Annotated in this window: 23 protein-coding genes, 3 tRNA genes and 1 pseudogene; 10 read left to right on the top strand and 17 right to left on the bottom strand. The window is 64.2% G+C overall.

The annotated features are described in order from the left end of the window. Positions 1–8: 8 nt before the first annotated feature. The 4 genes from ASPU41_RS23030 to ASPU41_RS07730 form a co-directional block, all read right to left on the bottom strand. Positions 9–512, bottom strand: coding sequence for a transposase (locus ASPU41_RS23030; RefSeq protein ID WP_197515666.1), 504 nt, complete (start codon positions 510–512; stop codon positions 9–11). A 153-nt stretch (positions 513–665) separates the two neighbouring features. Further along, positions 666–2,717: a hypothetical protein gene (locus ASPU41_RS07740; RefSeq protein ID WP_197515789.1), complete on the bottom strand. Its 2,052-nt coding sequence runs from the start codon at positions 2,715–2,717 to the stop codon at positions 666–668. Positions 2,718–2,752: 35 nt separating this feature from the next. Then, positions 2,753–3,091: a helix-turn-helix domain-containing protein gene (locus ASPU41_RS07735; protein ID WP_069950432.1), complete on the bottom strand. Its 339-nt coding sequence runs from the start codon at positions 3,089–3,091 to the stop codon at positions 2,753–2,755. Then, entirely contained in the window at positions 3,088–4,197 is a 1,110-nt protein-coding gene (locus tag ASPU41_RS07730) for a tyrosine-type recombinase/integrase (protein WP_083266413.1), read from the bottom strand. Before ASPU41_RS07730 ends, ASPU41_RS07735 begins: the two co-directional genes overlap by 4 nt. A 159-nt stretch (positions 4,198–4,356) precedes the next feature. On the opposite strand from ASPU41_RS07730, the pseudogene ASPU41_RS07725 reads away from it, so the two are divergent. The 3 genes and pseudogenes from ASPU41_RS07725 to ASPU41_RS07715 form a co-directional block, all read left to right on the top strand. Then, positions 4,357–5,202 (top strand): annotated as a pseudogene (locus ASPU41_RS07725) (DinB/UmuC family translesion DNA polymerase); the annotation flags it as partial. Positions 5,203–5,246: 44 nt separating this feature from the next. Then, positions 5,247–5,582, top strand: coding sequence for a hypothetical protein (locus ASPU41_RS07720; RefSeq protein WP_069950431.1), 336 nt, complete (start codon positions 5,247–5,249; stop codon positions 5,580–5,582). Positions 5,583–6,825: 1,243 nt separating this feature from the next. After that, positions 6,826–8,070, top strand: a complete 1,245-nt coding sequence (locus ASPU41_RS07715) for an ISL3 family transposase (RefSeq protein ID WP_069949528.1) — start codon at positions 6,826–6,828, stop codon at positions 8,068–8,070. Between the two features lie 12 nt (positions 8,071–8,082). Here ASPU41_RS07715 and ASPU41_RS07710 read toward each other — a convergent pair whose 3' ends face one another. The 3 genes from ASPU41_RS07710 to ASPU41_RS07700 form a co-directional block, all read right to left on the bottom strand. Beyond that, complete coding sequence (locus ASPU41_RS07710; RefSeq protein ID WP_197515788.1) at positions 8,083–11,277, bottom strand: DEAD/DEAH box helicase; 3,195 nt, start codon at positions 11,275–11,277, stop codon at positions 8,083–8,085. Between the two features lie 85 nt (positions 11,278–11,362). Next, positions 11,363–12,133 carry a Hachiman antiphage defense system protein HamA gene (locus ASPU41_RS07705; protein ID WP_331712774.1) on the bottom strand — a complete coding sequence of 257 codons (771 nt, stop codon included), beginning with the start codon at positions 12,131–12,133 and terminating at the stop codon, positions 11,363–11,365. Between the two features lie 288 nt (positions 12,134–12,421). Then, complete coding sequence (locus tag ASPU41_RS07700; RefSeq protein ID WP_157356960.1) at positions 12,422–12,652, bottom strand: hypothetical protein; 231 nt, start codon at positions 12,650–12,652, stop codon at positions 12,422–12,424. Positions 12,653–12,903: 251 nt separating this feature from the next. Between ASPU41_RS07700 and ASPU41_RS07695 the strand changes: the two genes are divergently transcribed. Genes ASPU41_RS07695 through ASPU41_RS21960 form a run of 3 tightly spaced genes read left to right on the top strand, consistent with a single transcriptional unit; the run spans position 12,904 to position 15,140 of the window. Further along, positions 12,904–13,566, top strand: a complete 663-nt coding sequence (locus tag ASPU41_RS07695; RefSeq protein WP_157356959.1) for a hypothetical protein — start codon at positions 12,904–12,906, stop codon at positions 13,564–13,566. Then, complete coding sequence (locus ASPU41_RS07690; RefSeq protein ID WP_083266410.1) at positions 13,559–14,797, top strand: exonuclease domain-containing protein; 1,239 nt, start codon at positions 13,559–13,561, stop codon at positions 14,795–14,797. The genes ASPU41_RS07695 and ASPU41_RS07690 overlap by 8 nt, the downstream gene beginning before the upstream one ends. A gap of 31 nt (positions 14,798–14,828) precedes the next feature. Continuing rightward, entirely contained in the window at positions 14,829–15,140 is a 312-nt protein-coding gene (locus tag ASPU41_RS21960; RefSeq protein WP_083266675.1) for a histone-like nucleoid-structuring protein Lsr2, read from the top strand. A 250-nt stretch (positions 15,141–15,390) separates the two neighbouring features. On the opposite strand, the gene ASPU41_RS07680 is transcribed toward ASPU41_RS21960, so the two are convergent. The 8 genes from ASPU41_RS07680 to ASPU41_RS07645 form a co-directional block, all read right to left on the bottom strand. After that, complete coding sequence (locus tag ASPU41_RS07680) at positions 15,391–15,780, bottom strand: DUF6596 domain-containing protein (RefSeq protein WP_069950426.1); 390 nt, start codon at positions 15,778–15,780, stop codon at positions 15,391–15,393. A gap of 689 nt (positions 15,781–16,469) precedes the next feature. Beyond that, on the bottom strand, positions 16,470–16,712 hold the full coding sequence (locus ASPU41_RS22590) for a hypothetical protein (protein ID WP_157356958.1): 243 nt from the start codon (positions 16,710–16,712) through the stop codon (positions 16,470–16,472). 702 nt (positions 16,713–17,414) lie between these two features. Continuing rightward, positions 17,415–18,665, bottom strand: a complete 1,251-nt coding sequence (locus ASPU41_RS07670; RefSeq protein ID WP_069950424.1) for an IS256 family transposase — start codon at positions 18,663–18,665, stop codon at positions 17,415–17,417. A gap of 379 nt (positions 18,666–19,044) precedes the next feature. Next, positions 19,045–19,120: transfer RNA gene (locus ASPU41_RS07665), tRNA-Phe, on the bottom strand. 48 nt (positions 19,121–19,168) lie between these two features. Beyond that, positions 19,169–19,242, bottom strand: a tRNA-Asp gene (locus ASPU41_RS07660). 96 nt (positions 19,243–19,338) lie between these two features. Further along, a tRNA-Glu gene (locus tag ASPU41_RS07655) sits at positions 19,339–19,411 on the bottom strand. Between the two features lie 158 nt (positions 19,412–19,569). After that, complete coding sequence (locus ASPU41_RS07650) at positions 19,570–20,208, bottom strand: FMN-binding negative transcriptional regulator (RefSeq protein ID WP_069950423.1); 639 nt, start codon at positions 20,206–20,208, stop codon at positions 19,570–19,572. A gap of 54 nt (positions 20,209–20,262) precedes the next feature. Next, positions 20,263–20,865 (bottom strand): LysE/ArgO family amino acid transporter, encoded by a 603-nt coding sequence (locus ASPU41_RS07645; protein ID WP_069950422.1) that lies wholly within the window; start codon positions 20,863–20,865, stop codon positions 20,263–20,265. Between the two features lie 69 nt (positions 20,866–20,934). On the opposite strand from ASPU41_RS07645, the gene ASPU41_RS07640 reads away from it, so the two are divergent. The 4 genes from ASPU41_RS07640 (at position 20,935) to ASPU41_RS07625 (ending at position 24,326) form a co-directional block, all read left to right on the top strand. Further along, the gene (locus ASPU41_RS07640) at positions 20,935–21,816 is read left to right on the top strand and encodes an ArgP/LysG family DNA-binding transcriptional regulator (RefSeq protein ID WP_069950421.1); all 882 of its coding nucleotides are present in this window, start codon (positions 20,935–20,937) and stop codon (positions 21,814–21,816) included. A 97-nt stretch (positions 21,817–21,913) separates the two neighbouring features. Continuing rightward, complete coding sequence (locus ASPU41_RS07635) at positions 21,914–22,915, top strand: DMT family transporter (RefSeq protein ID WP_083266409.1); 1,002 nt, start codon at positions 21,914–21,916, stop codon at positions 22,913–22,915. 21 nt (positions 22,916–22,936) lie between these two features. After that, complete coding sequence (locus ASPU41_RS07630) at positions 22,937–23,389, top strand: metallopeptidase family protein (RefSeq protein ID WP_069950420.1); 453 nt, start codon at positions 22,937–22,939, stop codon at positions 23,387–23,389. 10 nt (positions 23,390–23,399) lie between these two features. Continuing rightward, on the top strand, positions 23,400–24,326 hold the full coding sequence (locus ASPU41_RS07625) for a cation diffusion facilitator family transporter (RefSeq protein ID WP_069950419.1): 927 nt from the start codon (positions 23,400–23,402) through the stop codon (positions 24,324–24,326). A gap of 15 nt (positions 24,327–24,341) precedes the next feature. Here ASPU41_RS07625 and ASPU41_RS07620 read toward each other — a convergent pair whose 3' ends face one another. Further along, positions 24,342–25,091, bottom strand: coding sequence for an ABC transporter permease (locus ASPU41_RS07620; protein ID WP_069952547.1), 750 nt, complete (start codon positions 25,089–25,091; stop codon positions 24,342–24,344). A gap of 157 nt (positions 25,092–25,248) precedes the next feature. Then, the gene (locus ASPU41_RS07615) at positions 25,249–26,262 is read right to left on the bottom strand and encodes an ABC transporter ATP-binding protein (RefSeq protein WP_069950418.1); all 1,014 of its coding nucleotides are present in this window, start codon (positions 26,260–26,262) and stop codon (positions 25,249–25,251) included. Positions 26,263–26,279: the final 17 nt, after the last annotated feature.

The following is a 26,279-nucleotide window of genomic DNA, read 5'->3' as shown; positions in this document are numbered from 1 at the left end:
GTGCCCGGTCAGTTCCGTTGCGGTTGCTGATTGCCACGACTGGTGTGCGGTGCTGGTGATTGCGCGTTCTTCGATGAGAGAGCTTCCAAGAACGCGACTCCTTTTCCCAAGGTATCCAGGGCGGCATCCGAGGAAGCCAACTTCCCGCGGGTCCGCTCGTGTGCGGCCCGCTCCGCGACCAGGTCCTTGGTCAGCTGGGCGATCTGGGCCTGCTCGTCCGTGTTCTTCGGCCGGCCCCGGCGTGCCGCCGGCTTCGCGAGCCTGCCCGCATCGAACGCGGCCCGCCATTCCTGGATATGGGAATCGTAGAGCCGTTCGCGGCGTAGCACTGCGCCCTTGGAACCGTTCGGTGCCGCATCGTATTCCTGGACGATCGCGCGTTTGAACTCGGCGGTAAAGGTCCTGCGTGCCGACCGGTTGGAACGCGGGCCCTGCTCCGCTGATCCTTGGTCCTGGCTGGCTATTTCTTCCGGTACGGGCTGTCCAGTCCCTGCTGGTGTGGATGTATTCATGGTGAAGTTTCCCTCCTGCCTCCAGCCTCTATTCTCGTTCAAGAAGCGGTCTCTAACGAGTCTGGCCGATAGGGCCGTCCCATCGGGCCTGACAGGAGTGTGGATGACCACGATCCCAATAGGCGATTCTCCCTCCACGATGGTCCTCTGGCCTCACACACCGGCCGAAGGATGGCAGCTTATGAGCGCGGGTTCCTCCGCATAATTACGTCTGTGGCCCCAATCGCTGCCGCGGTCCTCAGATAATCCAGCCTCGCCAACTACTGAGGAGCCGACTTCCGTCAGCCGCGTCCTGGGATAGTCGACCCAGTCTCGGCCGCTAAGGGAGCCCCATCGTTCGGCGGCATAAATGGAGATCCCGAGCAGATCGGACAGCACGGACGCCGGGACATCGCGGGCGAGGTTGAGCAGGGCCGCGCTCCTTCCGGCCCGGAGATTGATGCCTCTCTTCGCAAGCGGACCGTTCAATGCAGCCGTGGTCAGGTGGCGGCCCGCGCGGCGGCCGTTAAACAGCCAGATGCTGTCCGTCTTCGAGAGTGCCGGACCGGTATCTATCAACTGCCGGACAAGGGCGCCAATCGCGTCGGGAAGCTCGATCGGATCGGTCCCAAGCGTTATCCGCGTCCTGCCGCCGGCCAGATCGACCGCGTCGCGCCGGATCGAGACAGATCGGGTTGCCGTGATGCCGTAGACGATCATTAGAAGTCCCCCCACGCGCGAGGCGATCCCCAGGTCGTCCGCGTTCAAGAGGTCCTTCACCCATGCCCAGCGCTGGTCTTCTGACAACGCTGGAGCGCCGGGACTGCTTTGGAGGTATTCGCTGCGCAGTCGGGTCAGCTGCTGGGAACGCGCCCACCGGACAAACGGAGTGAGTTCCTTTCCTTTGCGCCCGCGGGCGACGACGTAGTCATCGAAACTGCGCTGCGGTACCGTGCCGAGATCCAGTCCCTGGGCGTCGAGCGCCTCCAGCAACTCTGCCACAGCGGTCAGATGCGCCTTCGAGGCCCCGAGGCGACGGCTGTCGTCTGACCTGCTCAGGTGGGCCTTATCGGAGAAGCGCGGGTTAACAATCCAAGCCGCATACCGGTGGAGCACTGCCCGTATGTCCGGGTTTACAAGGGTTTTGAGGAACTCCCGCTCCCACACCTCCAGACGGACCCGGTCGAAGTTCTCTATCGGGACCACCCCGGATTCCATGAGCAAGGCAGCGAGGTAGCCACTGGCGCCCGTCGCGGGCAGCTCAGCCACGGCACGGAGCGAAATCGGGGTACGCCCCGCTGCCATGTCATGGACGACCCTGGACATCGGGCTGCGCCTGATCCAGGACAGGACAGCCTCTGCGTTCTCCTCGTCGCGGAGCAGGTACTGCTCGAGAGCAAACAGTTGGCGGTGCGGGCGGCCCTGACCGTCGGAAATGAGTGACCGGAGCTTGCCCGGAATGATGCACCGGGCGCAGTAGATGCCGTTGAGCCGGCGCTGGTCGTCGCCGCAGCCGACGCAGCCGCCCGAACGGTCCGTGCCCGCGCACGGGGCACAGATCGGCCCCTGCTCGCTGAGGTGGGGCGATATCCGTCGTTCCCCGCAGCCCGAGCAGGTTCGGGGAGTGCGGCGGAGTGCCTGATAACACTTCATGCAGAGCGGCTGGTCGTCGCGCCTGGTGGCGACGGGGCGTTCACGCCTGCATAGCGTGCAGATCAGCGGCGGCGCGGAGTAGCACCGTCGGCAGATCGGGCCCGCGTCGATTCTGGCCTGGGGCTCCCCTTTCTCCGCGCAGACGCTGCACGTCTCGCGGCTGCGGGGATCCCGACGAAAGCACGTCCTGCAGAACGGTTGCCCGTCGAGCATCCGGTAGCCGCCCGGGCGCCTCTGGTCACACGAAGTGCACGCCCGGTTGCGGGCATCACGGTTGCATTTGTCGCAGTGCTTGCCGCCCTTGCCGTCGCGGTGGGAGAGCCACATTGCCCGCCCGCAGGACGAGCACCGAGGCAGCTGCAATCGATCAAAGCCTTGAGCACGCAGCCCCCGGATCAGACGCTGGGCGGTCGGAGAGGCATCTGATCGGCCCGAGACGAGCAGGTCCGGCCTTGAAACCAGCTCGCCCGCGAGCCTGGTCAGGGCCCTGCGGCCGCCCGAGTCCAGGGCGGTGGCGATGATGGCCGACTCCGGCAGTTCCGGCACCGCCGCCTGGCACGCACGAACGATCACTGCGAGATTCCCGGGCGCACCCGCGGTCGCGGCGCTCACTCTTCCGGTGAAACCGAACGCGGGCGGTGGATCCGCGCGGGTTTTGGCCGAAGGCTTCCGAGTGACCCGCGGGTCTGTTCCAACGCGACGGCTTTCTCCTCCACAATCCGCACTTCGATCAGGTCCGCAGGAGTGCATCCCAGCGCGGCGCAGACTGCCCCGATCACGTGCAGGTTTGCACGCTCGGGTGTCTGCGTGACGAGCCGGAAGACCTGCTCCCGCGACAAGTGGACCCCATACTTCTCCAAGAGCGGGATCAGCTCCGTGGTCTTGAAGAGTCCGTGCTCGGCCATAATCCGGCGCAAATGCCAGACAGTCTCGATTCCCGTGCTCATGGCACCTCCAGTGTCTTGAAGCGGCGCAGGGCATCTGCCAAAATCCGGTTCTTGAAGTCCCCGCTGACGGAAGTGTAGATCGAGGTCGTGGACGAATGCCGATGGCCGACTTGCTCCTGGACAAAGCGATCGGCATACCCGTACTCGATCAGATGGGTCACATAAGAGTGGCGCAGACAGTGCAACTTCAGCGCAGGGTCCAGACCCAGCTCACGGCGCAGGGCGGTGAACCGCCGGTCGATGTACTCCAGCGACACGCGCGTCCCGCGCTCGGTCGGCCACATCGCGGGGAGGTCACCGGGGGCGAACAGGGCCCTGCCATCCTCAACCCACTGACGCATTCCATCGATCCACCACGCCAGCTCCGGCACGAGAAGGACCGTCCGGCGCTTCGGTGCGCTGCCCTTGCTCGCCTTTCCCCAGCGCACGTGCAGGGCAGCATACTGGCCCCATTGAGGGACCTTCGCGTTGAAGTGCAGATCGGGCAGGTCCAGGCCGCGAAGCTCTGCCCGCCGGAGCCCGAATGCGTAGGCGGTCTTGAACATCTGGGCGTCGCGGAACGCCGCCAGCGCCCCCTTCCTGCCCTGCTTCATCGCGGACTCCACCCTCGAGTCGGCGTAGTCGAAGAGCTGCTGGAGCTCGTCGAACGTCAACGCGCGCCGCGAAGGGTGGCCCTCGTAGTCCTGCACATGCTTGGTGGTGTTCCACGGCAGGCAGATCTGGGACGGGGTGTCACCGAACTGGGACTCGCAGATTTCCACCCAGTCGTACGCCGGGCTCGTCAGGTAATCGCAGAACAGGCTCAACGCCCCGTGCATCTGGCGGATAGTCGATACGGCCAGGCCCTTGGACCGAAGGAGCCCTGTGTACTCATCCAGATCGGAGGCCTGCCACTGCCACGGATAGGACCCTGCATAGTCGGAGAAACGCCTCACGATGCGGACCCGGCTCTCGATCGTGTCGGAGGCCAGGCTGCGGCTGCGCTGCTGCTGCCCCCAGGACCCGAGCATCGACTGGTACACCGCCTCCTCCGGGCGCAGCAAGTCGACGCCGTCGTCGGATCCGAACGTCCGGCGGAGCTGACTGACCCCCAGAAAATGTTGCATCTAATACGAAAGTGTATGGACAGATGCAACAATCATCAAAAACCGGACCGGCTGTCCTGCTAGTACGCTGATTACGGGGACGCCTAACGGGCGCGTTCGTGCCTATAGATCACGATTCATATGGTGGCCAGTTACATCTGATGCAACAGTCCATAGTTGAAGACCCTGGCGAAGCTGGCGAACAAATGGGCCAAGAACAACCCGGCCTTCGACGGGGTCTGCCACTGGGACTCCGTGCCCGCCCCGGACAGGGAAGGATTGATGCGCCGCCTGTCCGTCATTGAGATTTGGGGTGTCGCCGCGCGGCTGACCAAACGCCTCAACGCCTTAGGGATTCATTCCATCTTTGATCTGTCCCGGGCTGATCCGGTCATGATCCGGGACCGCTTCTCCGTGGTCATGATGCGCACCGTCCTGGAACTGCAGGGCACCCCCTGCATCCCGATGGAGGAAGAACGGATCGGCCGGGACCAGCTCATCTTCTCCCGCTCCTTCGCCACCCCGATCACCACCGCTGCCGGGATCCGGCAGGTCATGAGCGTCTACGGCCAGCAGGCCTCGGCAAGGCTGGCCAAACACGGGCTCCAGGCCAAAGTCCTCACCGCGTTCGCCGGGACCTCACACTTCAACCCGAAAGACACCTCCTACCCCTCGGTGTGCGTGCCGCTGCCGATGCCCACCGCAGACCCGGTGATCCTGACCAAGGCCGCCCACGCCCTGTTGCCCCGCATCTGCGAGGGCATCCGGTACGCCAGGGCCGGGATCATGGTCACCGACCTGAGGCCCAGCGGCAACCAGGCACCCCTGGCCCTGTTCGAGAACCCGCACGAGGAACGCCACGTCGGAACCCTCCTCGAAGACATCACCCGCCGATACGGGCGCGGATCCATCGGACTGGGCCACGGCGGCATCCGCGGCGGGCCGGACTGGACCATGAAACGGGACATGCTCTCCCCCCGCTACACCACCCACTGGGACGAACTCCCCCTCGTCAAAGCCGCCTAAACCAAACTTCACCCGCACGACCGCACCACGAAAGAACGTACCCCATGACCACCACCATCGAAGCGCCCACCCAAACCAACGACTTTCAGGTCCGGACCGACCCGGCAGGCAAACCCCTCGCCATCCGCCACGACGGACGGATCTGGCTTGTCGATCCCGACACGGAGTCTCAGCACTGGTTCGGACGGGACGCCTGGTGGGACACCCGACGCACCGCCGCCGTAGGTAGCGGCGACCTGGTCAGCATCGAATTCTGGCGGGTCCAGGTACGGACCGATTCCAGCTCCGCTCTTCGAACCGTGATGCTCCGCCGGGAACCTCTCTCCACGCAGTGGCTCCTGGACAGCATCAGCGACTGCCACGAGGCCACCGAAAATTGAACCGCCAACCCATCAGCGATCACACGTGGGAAAGAATCCGACCCGAGTTCGCACTGCCGACCCTGCAGCAGGTCTGCCGCCGTCTCTCCGAGCTGATGGAAGACCCCGAACCGGTCATGCGGCAGCTCGTGCGCGTCTTCTTATCCGGACTATCGAGAGTGGGTTGTCCGAATGCAAGGCCTAACAGGACCGCTTGAGTCTAGGGATTGAAGGTCGCTTTTCGTTTGGGGAGTGTCGGTTTGTTGGCGGCCGATCGGACTGTATTCCGAAGATCGATCAGTTTTCGGTCAACTACGTCCTCCCCCCAAACGAGCTTCTTACGGAAGTACCAGCCCAAGCGATCGTAGGCGCTGGCAGACACTTGGATGTTGTCTCCGGCGGAGATCACCTGAGATGCTATGCGGAACCGTCAAGGGGACGAAGTCTCCCTGACAGTGGTTCATGGAAACTTCGGCGCGGGATGGAACAATTCGGATCGGTGCGGGACTGGTCATGCCGGACTCGCCGTCGTGTCGGTGATCATTCTTCTTGTTCCGCCCTACCCCGGAAAGTCTCGTCCGGGACTTGTAACGCCTTGAGTGCAGCGAGATATGTGACTAGATGAACAGAGTCGGCATCACTTCAGCTGATAGAAATCGCTGATGTTGCGATGCTTCTTGGTTCGGCTTAAGCACCGACCGTTGTCATCTGACCGAGATGGTAGTGAGTGAGCCTTCACCCCGGTCTCGGCCCAGCTAGGAGCCTTGCGCAGTACTTGTATGGACGACGTCTGGGCGACTGATCAACTACGACACTTCATCTGAGCTGACCAGGTTGCAGCAGGCGAGTTCAGAAGGCGGCGTGGTCTAAAAAGGGGACTTCGCACCCCGTAAGTAAGAGCGTGCTAATGGGGCTGGCCCGAACTCTCTGAGCCTGTGGAAGGGAAGAGGTCCCGGGGGCCGCGATACTTCAAACGGATCCCTTGAGAGTGCGGCGTACGTTGGGCGCGAAGAATCCCGAGTCGCTCGGGGTTTATTCGGACATTGGCCTCGCCGAGGAGGTCAAAGCCAGGCGTCCAGATTTGGATAGTGTTTGCGTCCCGGACGGTGGCCCGGAGCCAGGTTTTTTGGGCAGGCACATCTCCATGCCACCTAACATCTTCGGCTCTCCTGACGTAAGTGTGGGTCAGGGTTTGCGTGTTATGAGGCATGGGTAGCCCGGTAGATTTGGGAGTTCTCACACTGTCCAAATTTCGGAGCTACCCATGCGTGCTACTACTCTACTCAACGGCGTCTTGAATCTGGCCGGGGTCCGGGTTGTTGACGTTGATCCTGGCGCCGGGGGTCCGCTGCTGGTGCGGGTGGCGTTGAAGGCCCGCAAGCGCCTGGACTGCCCGCACTGCAGCTACTCAACGATGGCCGGGTATGACACCCGGTGGGCGGAATCGTCGTGGCGGCATCTGGATTTCGCCGGCAGGGTCCTGGTGCTCACAATGCTCCGCCGGCGGCTGGTCTGCCCCAGCCACGGCGTCGTGGTGCAGGGCGTGCCGTTCGCCCGGCCCGGCTCCCGGTTCAGCACGGAATTTGAGGACATGATCGCCTGGCTGGTCACCCGTGCGGACAAGACCACGGTGTCCACCTTCGCCCGGATAGCGTGGCGGACCGTCGGGGCGATCTGTGAACGCGTCGTGGCCGAACAACTCGATGAGAGCCGCTTCGAAGGCCTGGTCAATATCGGCGTGGATGAGATTTCCTGGCGCAAACACCACCGCTACCTGACCCTCGTCTCGGACCACGCCACCTCGAAGATCGTCTGGGGCGCACCGGGAAAGAACGCGGCGACACTGGATGGATTCTTCAAGGAGATCGGACCGGTGAACACGGCGGCGATAGAGGCCGTCAGCATGGACATGGGCCCGGCTTTTGCCAAGTCCGTGAAGACCAACGCACCCGGCGCGGTCATCTGCTACGACCCGTTCCACGTCATCCAGGTCGCCACCAACGCGCTGGAAGCCTTCCGCCGTTCCATCTGGCAACGGACCCGTGAGCTGCCCGATCAGGACATCGCGAAGAAGTTCAAAGGAACCCGCTGGGTGCTGCTGAAAAACCCGCAGAACCTCACCGAAAAACAACAAGCCACCCTGGCCGGGCTCGAACGCACCGGAGGGCTGCTCTGGGACGCCTACCAGCTCAAGGAATCCCTCCGGGAGGTCTTCGCCGGCGACCTCAACCCCGATGACGTGATGGAGATGATCACCACCTGGTGCGACCTCGCCGCCAAATCCAACATCCGCGAGTTCGCCAGGGCCGCCGCCACGATCCGATCCCACACCCAAGGGATCCACGCAGCAGTCACCAGGAAACTCTCCAACGGCCGCCACGAAGGACTGAACAACAAGATCCGCACCATGACCCGCAGATCCTACGGATTCCACACCCCCGAAGCCGCCCTCGCCCTGATCATGCTCGCCTGCGGACCCGTCGAAATCAAACTCCCATACCAGACATAACCGAACCCACATTCACGTCAGGAGAGCCACATCTTCAATGTCTTCATCTGTACGCGTCCATTGCCGGAATCTCGGTCGGCGGACGTGCGACGCAAACTCCTCCCACGCCGACCGAGATTCACGGCCTGGCCACGTTTCGTTCGATGCGTATGTGGGGTCGAGGTCGTCTATCCATTGGCGCATGTCTGCCGCCGAGTTGAAGTCGGCTCCAGTGCTGACGACGGCGTTTACAGCGGCAAGTCGATGGTCGAAGCCAGAACGGATGAGGACCGATGCCGACCAGTTAAAAGTCCCGGTTTCGATTGCGGTCACGGCTGCACCATTCAACGTCTCGGCGAGGACATTGCCTTGGGCTGTCTCGAAGACCCGGGCGGCTTCCATGCCCCAGACCAATCCATAGACCAGCCCTGATTCGATGAATCGCGCGATCGCGACGCGATCCCCCGGGAGGTCCGCAAGACTCAGTCCTTGGACCCACTGACGAAGCACGCCGCTCCAGTCGTCAACCAAGACTTCCGGGGCGAATGTGTCCAGGCTAAAGACGGCATTAGCGATCTCGACGAGACGATCGGCCGCAGCGACGTGATCGTCATCGACGAGGTCGACTTCGACTTGGTCCAGCAGGTCGATCACATGCCCTGAGATCGCGGACAGGCTCGCCCCGGCGTCGGCTCCCAGCCCAGCGAGATACCAGCCGCGGCGTTGAGACGGCGTGGATGTGCGCCATAGATGTCGGACCCGACCCATGACTAATTCACGAACGGCCGTGGCGGTGCCGATTTCTCCGCGGCGTAGCTGGCGCTCCCACAGCGAGTCAACAAGAGCATCGGAGAGGACCTGCGTAGCAGCGTCCGGGTCGGAGTCGTAAGCGCCGTCCCCAATGATGCTGAGAATTCCGATATCCAGCAATGAGAGGTTGGATCTCCACGTGGCCGCGGCTTTCACCTGGTCTGGAGTTGGCTCCTGCTGCAGGACTGGAAGGCTCCAGTCCGGCCCACCTGTCAGGTAGTCCAGGAAGGGCTCGATGGGTCCGGCCCCGCGCGAGGCGTACATGCGCTTGAGCAGCGTAAGGCCGACCTGGATGAGTCCCGAGTCGAGCGCCTTACCTCCCTCACCTTGCGTTAACTGCAGCCATTCCCGCCGTAAATTTTGGCGTTGGCGGGGTTGCGGCTCGAAGATCGGGTAGAGCACCAGTCCCTCGGTGTCGACGAACGCGCGCCCGGCACGACCGATGACGTTGGAAAAATCGGAGCCCTTCATCAATTCGCGGCCACGTTTGAGACCATGGAACAGCACTGCCGACGCCGACAGGTTGAGTCCCTGGGCAAGCGTCGGTGAGGCGATAGTGACTTTCAACTTGCCATCGTGGAGGAGCTTCTCCACTTCCCTGCGGAACGGCGCCGGAAGGGCTCCGTGGTGAATGGCGACGCCGAGCTCGAGACACTTCAGAATCGGGTGATCGGCGCCGAACCACTCCGCTCCTACAACGAGCGCTCCGCTTAGGTCGACGTGATCAGGCAGGACGGTGGTGATGAGGCCTCGATTGTGTAAATCGATGATTTTGCGCGCATAGGGTTCAACCGAGTTGCGCTGCGGGCAGAAGACAAGAACGGTTTGGCCCTCATCGACCAAGCGCCATGCTGTCGCGATCACCAACTCGCGCTGGTCCGCGGGAAACTGCCTCTTGCGCCTCCCGGTAGGTCGACGTGCCTCGAAGTAGCGGGGGATGAACGGCTGGTCAGACCCGAGGGTGATCGCCAGCCGCGCATGGTCGCCTTGCCACTCAACGAGGCCGAACCGCTGCAGGGTCGGGCGCCAAGTCTCGTGGTGCAGGCCCTTCGGGTCGTCGTCGGTGATCCAAGCAACGAAGTCCTCCAAATCTGTACCGGAAGGGAACACGGCGGACAGACAGACGATCCGACGGGTTGAAGCGTCGGGGCGCCGCAAGAGCCTCTGAATCTGGGCCTCATAGCGCACCTCGCGCTCAGACGCGCCGATCATGTGGCCCTCGTCAAGAACGACCAGCCCGACGTCGTCCAACACAGAGGGATCGGACCGAAGCGCGAAGTCCAACTTCTCCGGGGTGGCGACAACTATCTCGCTGGAGCGCAACGCGTCGTCGTCTACGTCGCTGATTCCCGCGCTGCCGTACAGGGACGACACTCGCACGCCGAGAGGACTGAACGTCCTCGTCAGGACCTGCTCAGTTTGGGCAGAGAGAGCCCGGAGCGGGGTGACGTAGACGGTACGCCGCCTCTGTGCCAGGCACGCCAGTATGGATAGTTCGGCAATGCGAGTCTTGCCAGCGCTGGTCGGAAGGGCGACGACTAGGTCGCGCGCATCGGCGAAAATGCGGTCCACGACGTGGAGCTGCGACGGCCATAAATCGATCTCGGACCGTTCTCGTGCAAGGAGATTTTCAATGAAAGTACGGCGCAAGTAACGCCAACGGGGGACCTCGCCCCCGCCGCCAATTGGCGGGTCGACCGGAACGTTAGTGTCGATGCTGGTGGCGAACAAGTCGCCGAGCATCCGACGAGTGAGCCTATACACCCACCAGGGTCCGGGAGCGCTAACGTCCATTGAGGCCCGCTCACCCAGGGTCACATCCTCCAATGCGTTGTCCAGAAGTTCCCGGTCACCGACCTCAATTGCAAAGAGACCTGCGCACACGGCCGAGAGGTAGTTCTCGCTGAGCAGCAGGGCGATGGGGCCGAGCGTATCCACCTCACGGGTGTCCTCATCGGAGAGGGATGCGAGCAGGGAGTCGTCAGAGACTTTTTCGGAAGAGCGCAGCAGCCGTGTTCGTTCCTCGATGGCGCCGAGATTGCGCATTGTCAGGTCAGCCAGGGTGAGCTCCATAGGCGTCAACTGGCCGGATTCCCGACTCCCTTCCATCAGCGAGAATGCACGGGCGGCGTAACCACCGAGATGGCTAGCCGCACCCGCGATGAGTCGATGAAACATCTTGTCGGAAACGTCCGCGGCGTTGCGAGTGGCCGCTTCCAAAGCGTATGAGCTCTGAATGAACGCTAGCCGGGCGACCTCGACTTGGCTGGTCGTTTCGCCGTCGCCGTCTGCTTCTAACTCCTCGAGTAGGTCCATTCCGTCGGCGAGTAGCGCGTAGCCATAGTTGAGGAGGTCGGCGTCGAGGAGGGGGCTGAACTCCGGCGAGCCGTTCGGAAGCACGCCGTCCCGGCGAATCATTGACTGGGCCTGTCCGCGGGCCAATAGGCGACTACGGAAGCCCGCGTCTGTGGCGGCGTTGAGAGCAGCGACTAGAGCTTGTGCGTCACGGGACATCGGCGACTACCTTGTCGTAAGCGTCGTTGATGAACTTTTGGTGATACTGGACTCGGAGCGTGACTGTCAGCTGGGGAACCGTGCCAGAGTATGCGTTGAGATCTGCGCCCACGTGAGCGCTTGGGTCGCCACCCGTTAGCAGAAACATCAGATGACCTACGCGGTCCGACCTCACCCCGTCAGTCAGCTGCACGTCGAGCACGGCCTCACCAATCTCGCGATCAGATGTCTTCAGGAGTCGGGTAGCGAACTGGGACAGCGAATGTGGGGACGGCATTTCGTCGTTCCGGGCGAGCCCCTCTCTGGCTTCCTTGACTGTTGCTTCACCGAGGGTAATGCGACTCTTGGCTTCGGCTTTGACGAGGTGCAACTTTGAGCCGTCATGAATCTTGGCGGCCAGCACGTCGTCACCTCTCATCGCCCACTCTTGGTGGTCTCGGTCGATGAGTCGACTAGGCCCGACGACGTAACCGTGCTCCTCGGCGAGATACGCCGTTGCCAGGATCTCACCCATATCGCCGGATCGAGCGCTCTTCTTCGTTGGAAGCCGATGGCGGAGAAAAGTCGCCAGCCCAGGCTTTCCATGCCGCTCAGCGATCAACGCGAGAGCCGTCGTGTCGGCGTAGGCATCAGGAAGCTTGGCAGCTACGATCTCGACGCCCGTGGCGTCGTCATGAGAGTCGATCTTGCCGACTACCTTGCCAACTGCTTGGCCGGCGATCGAGGTCAGCCCCCCGTTTAAGCACCAACTATCAAACATGGTCACGAGCTCATCCACTCCCCAAATCGCGCCGGCTCGAAACCCGCACCCAACAACCTCTCCATTCATACACGACCCGGGCGCCATCGCCCCTACTGGCCGGCTTCGACCTACATGGCCCTACCCTCTTCTCAATACCGGAAGCTAAGCCTAATTCCTGAGGGATATCAGCGAAGTAACTCGCTTGTTGGTTCAGAATACGACAGCATGCCAACTGCGCCACCCTGGAACTCCAGAATTACCGCAGCCGTCCGTGCGAATGATTACCAAGACAAGCTGAGTGTCTCCTTACAGCAAGCCCTGATTCCTGGATGAGGTCCTTCGATCGATGATGTTCAAGGCACCCATTAGCATCCGCTCCGGGGCACTGATGACGCCGCGAATGAAGCGACGGATGAGGCGTGGCAGAGAAAATACCCCGGCAACGATAACCCCAGTGAGAACGCCATCAAGAACGCCATCGCCCAACGAAGAGTCGGACCATTCGAGGGCTCCTGAAATTACTGAATCTACAGTCATGAGCGGAGCGTAACTTGAGGGTGCGACATTGAGGCGTGCGGCTCGGAATCGAGGAAACCTTGCCCTCCGCTCTTTCTAAACGAAGATCGTTACCGGACTCTTCGGTGCTGAGCGTTGGATCTTCGAACCGGAAAGATGAGCCCCCGGGCATGCCGACTACTGGGAAGACCTGCGCGTCATTTTTCATACTGGCCGTTCTCTGCAGTTTCCTAGGCTTAGGATGAGCACAGGTCTCAACCATGGGGGAATAGATGCCGACATCTGAAACTGTCGTACACGGAATTGCGGTCCTCGATATCCACGAAGACAAATGGGCTATCTGGCAGGTTTCAGCAATGTCCCTGACTGGTTCACTGAGAGCATCTGCCACGAATGCCGTAGTTACTGACGGTTTTGATGAGAGGGCATTTCGCAGCCTCTCGTATAAGCGTCCCGTTCTTCTGACTTCGCGGGCCCGGAAGCATTGCACGGAAGCGGTTGTGCTGGAAACGCCGGAGTTCGATCCGGAAGTCTTTGTCAGCGACTGCACGTCCTGGGTAGATCTGCTCCAGGACCTGTTCTGGGCAGAAAATGACCGACGGGCCTCCCACAACTCCCACAAGGTTCAAGCACGCAAGAAGGCCCGCGCCGCCGGCGAACCCCTTCCGGAATACCAGCGACAAGGTCCGCTTCAGGACATCGATTGGCCGGCGCCACCACTCCCCTCAGTCTGGGCAAGCTCGGTGGAATGTGTCGAGCCAGTGAATACGGAAGCACTTCGGGTCGCCAACGGGTGCATCCAACTCCTGAATTATTGGCTGGAGATCGAAAATGACCGCTCGCGCGCGTCCCGAAAGTACTTCAACGGCGTCGGTGGTTCGGCGGTTCGTTCCTGGCCAGTTCCCGCGACGGCGGTAGGAGCGCCAAGTGCCTGAGCCGATGTTCGCCGTTGTGGACGTGGAAACGACCGGGGTGTTCACTGCGATGAACCACCGCGTCGCAGAGATCGGTGTCGTACGGGTAGACGCTGCGGGCCGGATCGTTGACCGGTGGGAAACCCTGGTCAATCCGGGACGAGATCTCGGCCCGCAGCGAATTCACGGCATCCGGGCCGCCGACATCCTCGATGCCCCAACCTTCAGCCAAGTCGCTCCGGCCCTGGCGGAAGTACTTCAGGGAAGCATCATGGTCGCCCACAATCTGAGTTTCGATGCAGCTTTCCTCGCTCACGAATTCCGTAAGGCTGATCTGTCACTACCGGAAGCGTTCCTCGGCGGATTGTGCACCATGCGCCTCGCCCACGATTTCGTCATCGGAAATGCCCGCTCTCTGGCTCATTGCTGCGAGTTCCTCAGTGTCGCCAATGATCGGGCCCACTGCGCCGGCGATGACGCCATGGCCGCCGCGGGCCTTCTTGGCCGCTACATCGATATGGACCCTGACCGCCATGACTGGACCCGGGCACTGGAGACTGCCCGAAGCATCTCCTGGCCCTCGTACGCTGCAAGTCCCCGGCCGTTCTCCCCCGTGATCCGGGCGACCGGTAACCGCGTCGAAAAGCACTTCCTGTCCCGAATTACTTCGCATATGCCCGAATTCACCGGACCTGAAGAACACGACCAGTATCTGGCGCTACTTTCACAGGCCATGCTTGATTTGCAGCTTTCCGTCCATGAGACACGCGCCCTGCTACGTGTCGCCGATGAACTCGGCATCAGTCAGGAGCGCTGCCGGACCCTTCACATCTACTACCTCGAACAGCTCGTCAGGGCCGCGTGGGCCGATGGAGTTATAACAGCCCAAGAACGAGGAGACCTTTACACAGCCGCGGATCTCCTGGCGGTTGAAAGAGACTTCGTGGACGTCAACCTTTCAGAGCCTCCTGCCCCGACGACTGATGCTTCGCCGGCTCAACCTCCGAGAGCAATCCGGCACGGCGCCGTCATCGTACTGACAGGGGCAATGACGAGAGAACGCAACGAGTTAGCGGGGTTCCTCACCGAAATGGGCTACAACGTAGCAGACAGAGCCACCAAAAAGACCGATCTCGTCGTCGCAGCAGATCCCGACAGCCTCTCCGGAAAAGCCGCAAAGGCACGCCTGTATGGGATACCGGTCGTCGCGGAACAGTACCTGTACGACGTTATTGGAGTCCCGTGCCTCTGAGCAGACAACCTCGAAGACCTATGCTTTTCTTATGGCACAAAGAGTAGTAACCCTTTTAGAAGACGACTTCGACGGCTCCAAAGCAAGTGAGACACTCTCGTTTGCCCTCGACGGCGTCGAATATGCAATCGATCTCAATGATGCTCATGCAAGCGAACTGCGTGAAGTATTCAGCCGCTACACCAAAGCGGCCAGGAAGACCGGCGGGCGGGCTCGGACAGCTCGTCCTTCTTCCTCCAACGCCCGCGAAGTCCGGCTCTGGGCAGCAGACCAAGGACTGCCAGTCAATACCCGCGGCCGCATCCAGGCTGACATCATGGAAAAGTACGAAGCCGCGCACTAAGGGCCATACCACCAGATCCGGAGTTCAGCCGGCCGATATGGGTAGGTCAAGAACAGAACCCCACTGAGCACCGTCTAAAGTGCAAACCCGAGGCCGGAACTTATTCGAGTTCTGGCCTCGGTTCTGCTAGTTGACCAGCTGTTCCTTAGACAACTCGAGCGGGACAACCTTTGTCCTCATCGACTTCACCAAGCTCCGCGCGAGCCTGACCCTGATGTATAAGATGTCCCGCCTGGCCATGCTGACTTCCTTACAAATAGTCATGTGGCATGCCGCGATGGCGGGAGATGTCCAGGTTATCGGCGACCGCCAGCAACGCGGCAGCTTCGGCAATCGCAGAATGGTTCCGGGATCCGCGGTCCTGCTCTTCCAGTGTCACCAGGGCCCCTGCGGCGTCTGTCCGCGCCCGTCGCCGGGCGTCGTGGAACAGCATTAGCGCCAGCAGTCCCAGAGACTCGGGCTCTTGCGGAGAACCCTCGAGCACCACAATCAGCAACCGGGCGAGGCGAATCGCTTCCCGGACCAGAGACCCGCGGATCAAGGTGCTGCCGCCGGTAGCCGAATAGCCCTCATTAAACATGAGATAGACCGGCAAGGCCTCAGCAGCACCCAGATCGCCGCAACCGCCGGGGCCGCCCAAAAAGCACCGTCCGCTACCACTTGGCCATGGCAGCCAAGGCCGAACCGCCTCTAAGGGACGACCACCGCAACGCCACCCGCCCCACACGGACCACCCGCATCACCGCTGCAAAACCTCCGCGACACCCTCGCCCTCTACAAAGCCGAAGGCCGCCTCCCCTCATCCAAGTCCCCCGCAGCCCGCGATCGGGCCTTGGCGACCTGGCTCATCAATCGACGTCGGGACCTTCTTAGAACCGGAACAGCGATCCTAGGACGCTCTCCCGCTAACCGCGAACCGCAGCCGACGCGTAACCTGGCCGTCCCGTACGTTGTTCCACAACCCACGTCAGCATCGCGGTCCCCATGGGAAAGGTCGTGTCCAGCCCCTCAGTGACGGACCGGAGACCCGCTCCCAAATTTCGCCGAATTATCCGAAGATCATGCGTACTCTGCGGCCGAGCCGCCGCAAGCGGTCATGGCCCCAAATCCAAGGGTGGCTGGACGCATTCGAGCCGCAGCAATGGTAACAAAACCTTGGCCGCGCAGAGCGTACGTGCTCCCGGCGGCCAACGAGGCGGCAAGTTTATGATCACGTGCAGATTCTCCGCCGCCCCCGGCAAAGTGAATGCCAGAATGGAAAACCCCAGCTTTTCAGGGCCGGGGCTCCACGTGGGCACTTGACTACGGTAACGACCGGGGTGATTCCGGCTACTTTTCCTCTAGGATGACAGCAAATCCGCTGTTGGGGTGGTAGCTGTACGAAACCTCGAAGTTGCTCCAGGAATCCGTCCGGGTTCCGTCAAGAGCGCGCGTCTTGCCCATCTTGGCCAGGACGGCGGATGAGGCCCCGCTTGCCTTGAGCACGCAATCCACTTCAGCCTGCTTGAGGCCCGTCAGGTAGGGCGACTTCTCCCCCGCGGTGCGCATCTCCACCGACTTGCCTGCGTCCATCAGCTCCATCCCGACGGTTGCCCCCTTTATGCACTCGGACGTCGCCTTCTGCAGCGTGGTCCTAGTGTCAGTCGGAGTCGGAGACGGCTCAGCTTGCGCCGCCCCGCCACAACCGGTGAGCGCAAGCCCCATTGCGGCGACGGCTCCAGTTATGATCAGTCGTTTCATTCATTCCCCCATTTGTTGAGCCCGGGCCTGAGCCCGCAGCTGTAGTTCCGCTATCAGATCAAGCTCGAAGATGCTGCTGAGATCGAGCGTCCCTCCACCTCGACCAGCTGACCGGCCATGACAGTCCTCCTGAGCACATGTACTCCTTGTCACGTCACGAGCGACGGAACTCTTGCCACACGTCGGCCCACAGATTTGAGAGCCGATGTAAGACTAGGGCCAACATCCGACATTGAGCGTTTCCAGCGTTCCGAGGGGCCCCGGGGTCGCAGAAGCCGATCTAGAGGCACCGCGTACCCGTCCGACTCCCGTGTCACCGGGCCGCTGCAGATGCCGTCCTAGTTGGCCAGCAGCTCAGCCGCGCGCTGACCTTGGTCACGCCCGCTGGAGTCATGACGGAATCCACCAACCGCATGTCCAGCTCGCCTTCACGGTCGTCAGAGGACGCTTCGATCAAGGGTGATACGCGACGAGAGCCGCGGTCAAGTCCATTTGCGTGGTGTAACGCGGTTGCCGCGTGATTCTTGATTTTGGTTAGGCGCTGAGCGCCAGTTCGGGGTTGGTTTCCTCCTGTTCCGTGGTGGGCGCCGGCGCGGTGCCGACGGTCTGTGATTGTTGGATGAGGTCCAGGCTGAGATAGCGGCGGGCTTCGATCCATTCATCGTGCTGTTCGGCGAGGACGGCGCCGACGAGCCGGATCAGCGCGGTGCGGTCGGGGAAGATCCCGACGACGTCGGTGCGGCGCCGGATTTCCCGATTGAGGCGTTCCTGCGGGTTGTTGGACCAGACCTGGCGCCAGAGGCCTTTGGGGAAGGGCGTGAACGCGAGAATGTCCGCCCGGGCGGCGTCGAGGTGGTCCGCGACGCGGGGCAGCTTCTCGGCGAGGGCATCCAGAACCCGGTCAAACTGGGCCTGGACGCCGGCGGCGTCGGGCTGGTCGTAGACCGAGTGCAGCAGGGTTTTCACCCACGGCCAGCTGCTCTTGGGTGTCGCGGCCATGAGGTTCGCCGCGTAGTGCGTGCGGCAGCGTTGCCAGGCGGCCCCGGGCAGGGTCGCGCCGATCGCGGCGACCAGCCCGGCGTGCGCATCGGAGGTCACCAGTTTCACCCCGGTCAGGCCGCGGGCGGTCAGGTCGCGGAAGAAGGCCAGCCAGCCGGCGCCGTCCTCGGCGGAGGTGGCCTGGATCCCCAGGACTTCCCGGTGCCCGTCGGCGTTGACGCCTGTGGCGACCATGGCGTGGACGTTGACGACGCGCCCGCCTTCGCGGACTTTCAGGACCAGGGCGTCAGCGGCCACGAACGTGTACGGGCCGGCGTCCAGCGGGCGGGTCCGGAACGCCTCGACTTGGGCGTCGAGGTCCGCGGCCATCACCGAGACCTGGGACTTCGAGAGCCGGGTGATGCCCAGGGTCTCGACAAGTTTTTCCATCCGCCGGGTGGAGACCCCCAGCAGGTAACAGGTCGCGACCACGCTCGTGAGTGCGGCCTCTGCCCGGCGGCGGCGTTCGAGCAGCCAGTCCGGGAAGTAGGAGCCTTGCCGGACCTTGGGAATGGCGACGTCCAGGGTGCCGGTGCGGGTGTCGAAGTCCCGGTGCCGGTACCCGTTGCGGGAGTTCGTCCGGGCCTCGGAGCGGACACCGTATTCGGCGCCGCAGACCGCGTCCGCTTCGGCGCTCATCAGCGCGTTGATGAAGGTGGTCAGCATGGATCGCATCAGATCCGGGGAGGCCTGCTCGAGTTGCTCTGACAGGAAACGGGCAGGATCGATAACATGGGGTGCGGTCATCGCGTGGGCTCTCTTTCGAAACGTACTTTGGTAGGTCGTTTCAAGAATCACGCGGTGGCCGCCTCACGTCCGGGAGCAACACGCCCGGGTCCGGGCCGTTACACCACGCTAATGGGCACTACCGAGAGCCGCTGTCCTGGCATGCGAAGCCTGGGCGCGATCCTTCGAGGGGGCCATGCCTCGGCATGCAATGGTCCGGAGCCCCTGGCATGTCGGCGCGGGTGGCCTCACGACAGCGAGGATCCTACCAAGGGAATACCAGAGGTCTGCACGGGAGCTTGGTGAATTCGACCTGAACAAGGCTGAAAAGGGGCAACGATCGTCCAACGAAAAAACCCCGCCCTTCCCGTGTAAACACTGGGAACTGCGGGGTTTTAGCTGGTGGCTCCGACCGGCGTCGATCCGGTGACCTTTCGATTTTCAGTCGAACGCTCTACCAACTGAGCTACAGAGCCTAGGTGACACGTCACCATGAGAGCCGGAATTTCTTCTGGCAATCAGAGCGACCCTGACGGGACTTGAACCCGCGACCTCCGCCGTGACAGGGCGGCGCGCTAACCAACTGCGCTACAGGGCCTTGCTATTTTCTTGCTTCTCTGCAGTATCGCTACTGCAATTTTTCAAGGCCTTTAGCCTACCAGACTTTCACATCCGGTTTGACCAGTTCCTTGCGTACCCCCAACGGGATTCGAACCCGTGCCGCCGCCGTGAAAGGGCGGTGTCCTAGGCCGCTAGACGATGGGGGCCAGAACGCCATCCGGTTGAACCCACTGAAACAAGACAAAAATTAAGGGCCGAAGCCTTCCGTTTTTGTCCTTTCGGGTTCCTCCGAACTGGACTATAAAACTATAAGGGCAGACCCCCGGATTATCCAAAATGGGGCGGTCGCCGCTGACCGAACCACTCAGGTCCGCCGGCCCGGGACCTGTTGCGCCCGCTCGACGTCGTCCGCCACATCCGGCTCCCCCTTCGCCCGCAAACCCGCGATGACGCCGTCGATGTCGGCGGCCGGCCGGTTCTGGCTGAGCTTTCTCTTTGCTTCCACCCTCGTGATGGCAAGTTCGACGCCGACAATCGCCCGGAGCTGACCGGCGACGAACCGTGCCGGCGCATCGTCCACCGTCCAGGGCTCGGCCGACGACGCCTCATGCAGTGTGGTCAGCCGCCGGACCAGGCCTTCCACCCAGGCCGGATCGTCATGAATGACCAGCCGGCCATAGACGTGCGCGGTGGTGTAGTTCCAGGTGGGAACCACGCGGCCATGTTCGGCTTTGGAGGGGTACCAGGACGGGGAAATGTAGGCATCGGGGCGCTGGACGATGACGAGGGATTCACCCAGCGCCGGCAAGAGCCACTGGTCGTTGTTGCGGGCAACGTGGCCCAGCAGTGCCCCGTGCTCGCCGGCCACCGGGTCATAGACGAACGGCAGCAGCGTGGCGATGAGTCCGCGTTCGGTCGATGTCACCAGGTTGGCTGCCCCCGGGTTCGAGAGCAATTCCTGTATGGCGTCCTGGTCGGCGGCGAAATGCGAGGGGACGTACATGAGCTCTTCCTTCGTGAGTATGTGGTGAAGTGCCGTGCGGGACGGCTGACAAGCTCAGGCTACGAGCATGACAGCCAGGGTGACCATGACCAAGGCGATGCCGCCGTCGAGCACACGCCAGCTGCCCGGCCGTGCGAACACCGGCGCGAGGAACCGGGCACCGGCGCCGAGGGCGGCGAACCACGCGACGCTGCCCAGACCGGCGCCGCCGGCAAACCACCACCGCCCGTCCGGGCCGTGCGTGCCGGCCAGGGATCCCAGCAGCAGGACGGTGTCCAGGTAGACGTGGGGGTTGAGCCAGGTCAGCGCGAGGCTGGTCCCCAGTGCGGCCGCCCAGGTTCCTTTCTGTCCGACCACCGGCCGGGACGCCTGCGTTCCGCGGACGGCCCGCAAGGCAGCCATGCCGCCGTAGGCCAGGAGGAAGGCGGCACCCGCCCAGCGCACGACCTCGAGAACACCGGGGGCCCGTTCAATGAGGACGCCCACCCCGGCCACCCCCAGCACGATCAGCACAAGGTCGGACAGGGCGCACACGGCAACAACCAGCAGAACATGCGAGCGCTGGACGCCCTGGCGGAGCACGAAGGCGTTCTGCGCACCGATGGCGACGATGAGGGACAGCCCGCTTGCCAGGCCTGAAAGCAAAGAGAGGATCACGGGTTCCACGCTAGAGGGCTCAGAAACATGAAGCCACTTAATCATTCTGGGCCAACATAAGATGGGCTAATGATCGACATTCACCCTGACCAGGCCCGGACGCTCGCGGCCATCGTGGCCCACGGAAGCTTCGAGGCAGCCGCCGGCCACCTTCTGATCACAGCCTCGGCCGTGAGCCAGCGCGTCCGTGCCCTCGAAGTGGCCGTCGGCCGGCCGGTGTTGAAACGGACCCGCCCCGTTGAACTCACCCCCTCCGGCCAGGCGGTGGTGCGGTACGCGCGGCAGCTCGACATGCTCTCCGCCGATCTGGCCGAAGAACTGGAGCCCGGCGCGCAGCCCGCCAGTGTCCGGCTGACCCTGGTCATCAACAGCGATTCCCTGCACACCTGGGCACTGCCCGGGCTGGCGGCCGCGGCGGACAAGGTCCAGCTGGAGATCCTGCGAGAGGACCAGGACTACTCGTTGGAGCTCCTGCGCAGCGGCGCCGCAGCCGCAGCCATCACCACCACGGCGAAGGCGGCGCCGGGCTGTTCCTCCCGGCGCCTGGGAGTCATGCGCTACCTGCCGGTCTGCACCCCGGCCTTCGCCGCCCGGTGGTTCCCCGGCGGGGCAACGGTGGATGCGCTCGCCGCCGCCCCGGTGATCATCTTCGACCGCAAGGACGACCTGCAGGACCGGTACCTGCGCTCCGTGAGCCGCAAAGCACTCCAGCCGCCCCGGCATTATGTCCCGGCCGCCCACGAGTTCGGCGAGGCCATCCGCTGGGGCATGGGCTGGGGACTGCTCCCGGAAATCGAGGTCTCGGAGGAGCTGAGGCGCCGCACACTGGTCCCCCTGGACCCCGCGGCGCACGTGGACGTGCCGCTGCACTGGCAGCAGTGGCGGCACGGATCGGCTGCCCTCGACGAGGTCGCCGCCGCAATCCAGGCCGCCGCACGCCCGCTCCGGTGAGCCCGCAGGGGCGGCCGCGCCGCTTTTGGCAGAAATTCGAGCAGACGTGACCGATTCCCGCCAGTCCCCGGGCCGCTGCGCGGACTAGATTGGCAGCATGGCCACAACCGCCCCGACAGGCTCCCCGCACCCGGACAGCACCCACCCGGACGGCACCCACGACGTGCCGCCGCACGCTCCCGCCGCCCGCGCCGCAAGGCAGGCCCTGCCGCCGGGCCGGATCAGCAGGCTCGGCATCGCCGCCGTGGTAGTCACCGTGGTGCTGTGGGCGTCGGCCTTTGTGGGCATCCGGGCCGTCGGTCCCAGCTTCTCCCCCGGTTCCCTGACCCTGGGCCGGCTGGCGATTGCCGCCGTCGTGCTCGGCCTTGTGGTGCTGCCCCAACTGAGCAAGAACCGCAGGCCCGGCAGTATCCCCCGGGGCCGGGAATGGTGGCCCATCCTGGCCTACGGCGTCATGTGGTTCGGCGGCTACAACGTGGCGCTAAACGCCGCCGAACACCTCCTCGATGCCGGCACGGCCGCCCTGCTGATCAACGTCAACCCGATCCTGGTCGCCATCATGGCCGGCGTCATCCTCAAGGAGGGCTTCCCGCGCTGGCTGATTATCGGCAGCCTCGTCGCGTTCGGCGGGGTCGCGTTGATCGCGCTCGGCTCCGGCCAGCGGTCGACGGCGGACGTCGCCGGGGTGCTGCTCTGCCTGCTGGCGGCCGCCCTCGCCGCGGTGAGTGTCATCGTGCAGAAGCCCGTGCTGCGGAAATTCCCCGCGGCCCAGGCCACCTGGTTCGGGATCATGGTCGGGGCCGTCTGCTGCCTGCCCTTCAGCGGCCAGCTGGTCTCCGAACTGCAGGCGGCCCCGCTGCCGGCCACCCTGGGACTTGCCTACCTCGGCGTCTTTCCCACCGCCGTCGCGTTCACCACCTGGGCCTATGCGCTGTCCCTGATCGACGCCGGCCGGCTGGCCGCCACCACCTACCTGGTGCCCGGCACCACGATCCTGATCTCCTGGCTGGTGCTCGGCGAGATCCCCACGGTCTGGGGACTGGTCGGCGGCGCCATCTGCCTCGTCGGCGTGGGGCTGACCCGGCGCCGGTCCCGCTGATTCGGGGCTAGAGTTTCAGCTATGCCCGCCTCCCTGCCGCCAGGCCTGCCAATCATCCCGGACAGCCCGGACGACGGCGGGAACGGCGACGGCCACGATCACACACCGTTCCCGATGTCCGAAACCGACTTCGAGGCCGCAGTGAGCGATGCCCTCGACCGGATCCCCCCGGACCTCGCCAAGACCATGAACAACGTTGCCATCTTCATCGAGGATGACTACACGCCGCAGCCCGGCGAGGACCCGGACACCGTTCTGCTGGGCCTGTACGAGGGTGTTCCGCTGACCGAACGGGACTCGTGGTGGGACGCCGGCTCGCTGCCGGACCGGATCACCATCTACCGCCAGCCGATCCTGGACATCTGCGAATCGCGCGAGGACGTGATCGAGGAGGTGACGATCACCGTGGTCCACGAGATCGCGCACCACTTCGGCATCAGCGACGACCGCCTGCACGAGCTCGGCTGGGGCTAGCCTAGTAGGCATGGGACACGACCACAGCCACTCGCACGGCATCTCGGCCACCGGCACCGCAAAGCACCGGAAGCGCCTGATCGCCGTGCTGGCCATCACCCTCACCGTCGTCCTGATCCAGATTATCGGCGCGCTGATTTCCGGGTCCCTGGCACTGCTGGCCGACGCCGGCCACATGCTTTCCGACGCGGCCGGAGTCTTCATCGCCCTGCTGGCCGCCTGGATCGCCGCCCGGCCGGCGAGCGACCTGCGCACCTACGGCTACCAGCGAGCCGAGGTGCTGGCCGCCCTGGCCAACGCCCTGGTGCTGATCGTCATCTCGGTGGTCATCTTCACGGAGGCCGTCCGCCGGTTCGGCTCCGCCCCCGAGGTACAAACCGACGTCATGCTTTACGCGGCCGTCCTCGGCGCCGTCGCCAACCTCGTGTCCCTGCTGATCCTCCGGGGCGCCCAAAAGGAGAGCCTCAACGTCCGCGGCGCCTACCTCGAGGTCCTGGGCGACCTGCTCGGCTCCTTCGCCGTGATCGCCGCCGCCGTGGTCATCATGGTCACCGGCTACCAGGCCGCGGACACCATCGCCTCGATCGTGATTGCGCTGATGATCCTCCCGCGGGCGTGGCACCTGCTCCGCGATGTGGTGGACGTGCTGCTCGAGGCGACGCCCAAGGGCGTGGAAGTGCAGCTGATCCGCGAGCACATCCTGTCCGTGGAGGGTGTGGTGTCCGTGCACGACATCCACATCTGGACCATCACCTCGGGCGTGCCCGTGTTTTCCGCCCATGTGGTGGTGGAGGATGCGGCGTTGGGTGCCCGCGGCGCCGACCAGGTCCTGGACAAGCTGGTCAGCTGCCTGGGCTCGCACTTCGACACCGAGCACTGCACCTTCCAGCTGGAGCCGGTCTCCCACGCCGAGCACGAATCGCACCAGCACGCCTGAGCCGGGAACTGCACCCTAGGACAGCACGTCCTTCGTGACGAACCGGCCGTAGGCGAGCGCGCCGAAAACGGCGACGTAGCCGCCCTGCAGCAGCGAGTTGGTGAGGAAGGAATCCCAGGCGACGGGTTGCCGGAGCAGGTCCGCGAAGTCCAGCCAGTAGTGGCTGAACAGCCACGGGTGCAGCCACTCCAGCTGCGGCAGCGCGTCGAGGACCTGCGAAACCACCGAGAGCACGACCGTGGACGCCATCGCTCCCACGGGGACGTCCGTGAGCGTGGACATAAAGAGCCCGATCGCCGACAGGCCCAGCAGGGAGACGGCAAGGTAGGCGGCAATCAGCAGCAGCCTCAGCAAGGCCTCGGCCGCTCCGATCGAGTCCCCGGAGAGCAGCGTAACCGGCCCCACCGGGAAGAGCGCCGCGCCGATCCCGGCCCCGACCAGAGCCACCACGAGCGGCGCCGCGACCGCGAAGGCCACCGCCCCCGCGTATTTCACGAGCAGCAGCCGGACCCGGCCCGCGGGCGCCACCAGAAGGTAGCGCAGGGTTCCCAGCCCGGCCTCGCCGGCCACGGTATCCCCCGCCACCACCCCCACGGTCAGCGGCAGGAACAGTGGAACGGACACCAGCATGGCGGTCACGCCGACGAACAGGCCGTTCTGCGAAATCCGGTCCAGGAACGCCGGACCCCGGCCGGCCGGAACCGCGGAGGACAGCCGGACCGCCACGGCGATCAGGATCGGAATGGCCGCCAGCGCACACAGCATGGCCCAGGTCCTGCGGCGGCGGAACAGCACCCCGAGTTCGGACGCGAGCAGACCGCGCCCCTGCCGGCCCTGCCGGGTGGATGCCGCGCCCGGGCCGCCGCCGCGGCCGGGACCGGGGTTTCCACCCGCCGGGGCCCTTTCGCCGGTACCGGATTCTTTATTGGACAACGTCGAAGCCCTCCCCCGTCAGTGCCACAAAGCGCTCCTCCAGGCTGACCTGTTCGGCCGCGAAGCCCCGGACCCGGACGCCGGCCGCCACCAGGGCGGCCACAACCGCCTCCGGCGCCGGGCCTCCGGTGCCCGCCCCTGCGGGAAGCGGCGCGTAGAGCACTTCGCCGGCACCGTTGGAATCCGTGCCGCCGGGCACCCTGGCGCCGGCCGGGCCGTCCACGGCCGCGCTCAGGCCCAGCCGGGCCAGCACCTCCGTCGCGGTCCCGGCGTCGGGCGTCAGCACCCGGATCCGGGCCTGCCCTGCCTGCCGGAGCTCCGCAAGCGTCCCCTGGGCAACCAGCCGTCCCGCGCTCATGATGGCCGCGTGCGTGCAGATCTGTTCCACCTCGGCCAGCAGATGGCTGGAGACAAACACCGTGGCGCCGTCGGCCGCGAGCGAGCGCACCAGGCTGCGGACCTCCCGGGTGCCCTGCGGATCGAGTCCGTTGGTCGGTTCGTCCAGGACCAGGAGTTCGCGCGGCGCCAGCAGAGCGTTGGCGATGCCCAGCCGCTGCTTCATCCCCAGCGAATAGGCCCGGACTTTCTTGTCGGCCGCGTGCGTCAGCCCCACGCGCTCCAGCGCCGACTGGACCCGGGCTTTCCGGGTGGCTGCGGAAACCTGGGGGTCCGCGGCGTCGAAGCGGTGCAGGTTGGCCGCGCCGGAGAGGAAAGGGTAAAAGGCCGGCCCCTCCACCAGGGCGCCCACGCGGGGCAGCACCTGGTGCAGCCGCTGCGGCATCTCCTGGCCGAAGAGCCGGACCGAGCCGGACGTGGCCGTGGCGAGTCCGAGCATGAGCCGGATCGTGGTGGTCTTGCCTGAGCCGTTGGGGCCCAGGAAGCCGAAGACCGAGCCCTTCGGCACGGCAAGATCGACGCCGTCGACTGCCAACTGGTGGCCGAAGCGCTTGCTGAGACCGGAGGTCTCGATGCTGAGTTCCGTCCCCTCCCCGACGGCGGTCACGCGGCGGTCACCGGGTG

Origin of the sequence: Arthrobacter sp. U41, assembly GCF_001750145.1 — a bacterium.
Taxonomy (GTDB): domain Bacteria; phylum Actinomycetota; class Actinomycetes; order Actinomycetales; family Micrococcaceae; genus Arthrobacter.
This window is presented reverse-complemented; position numbering and strand designations above follow the sequence as displayed.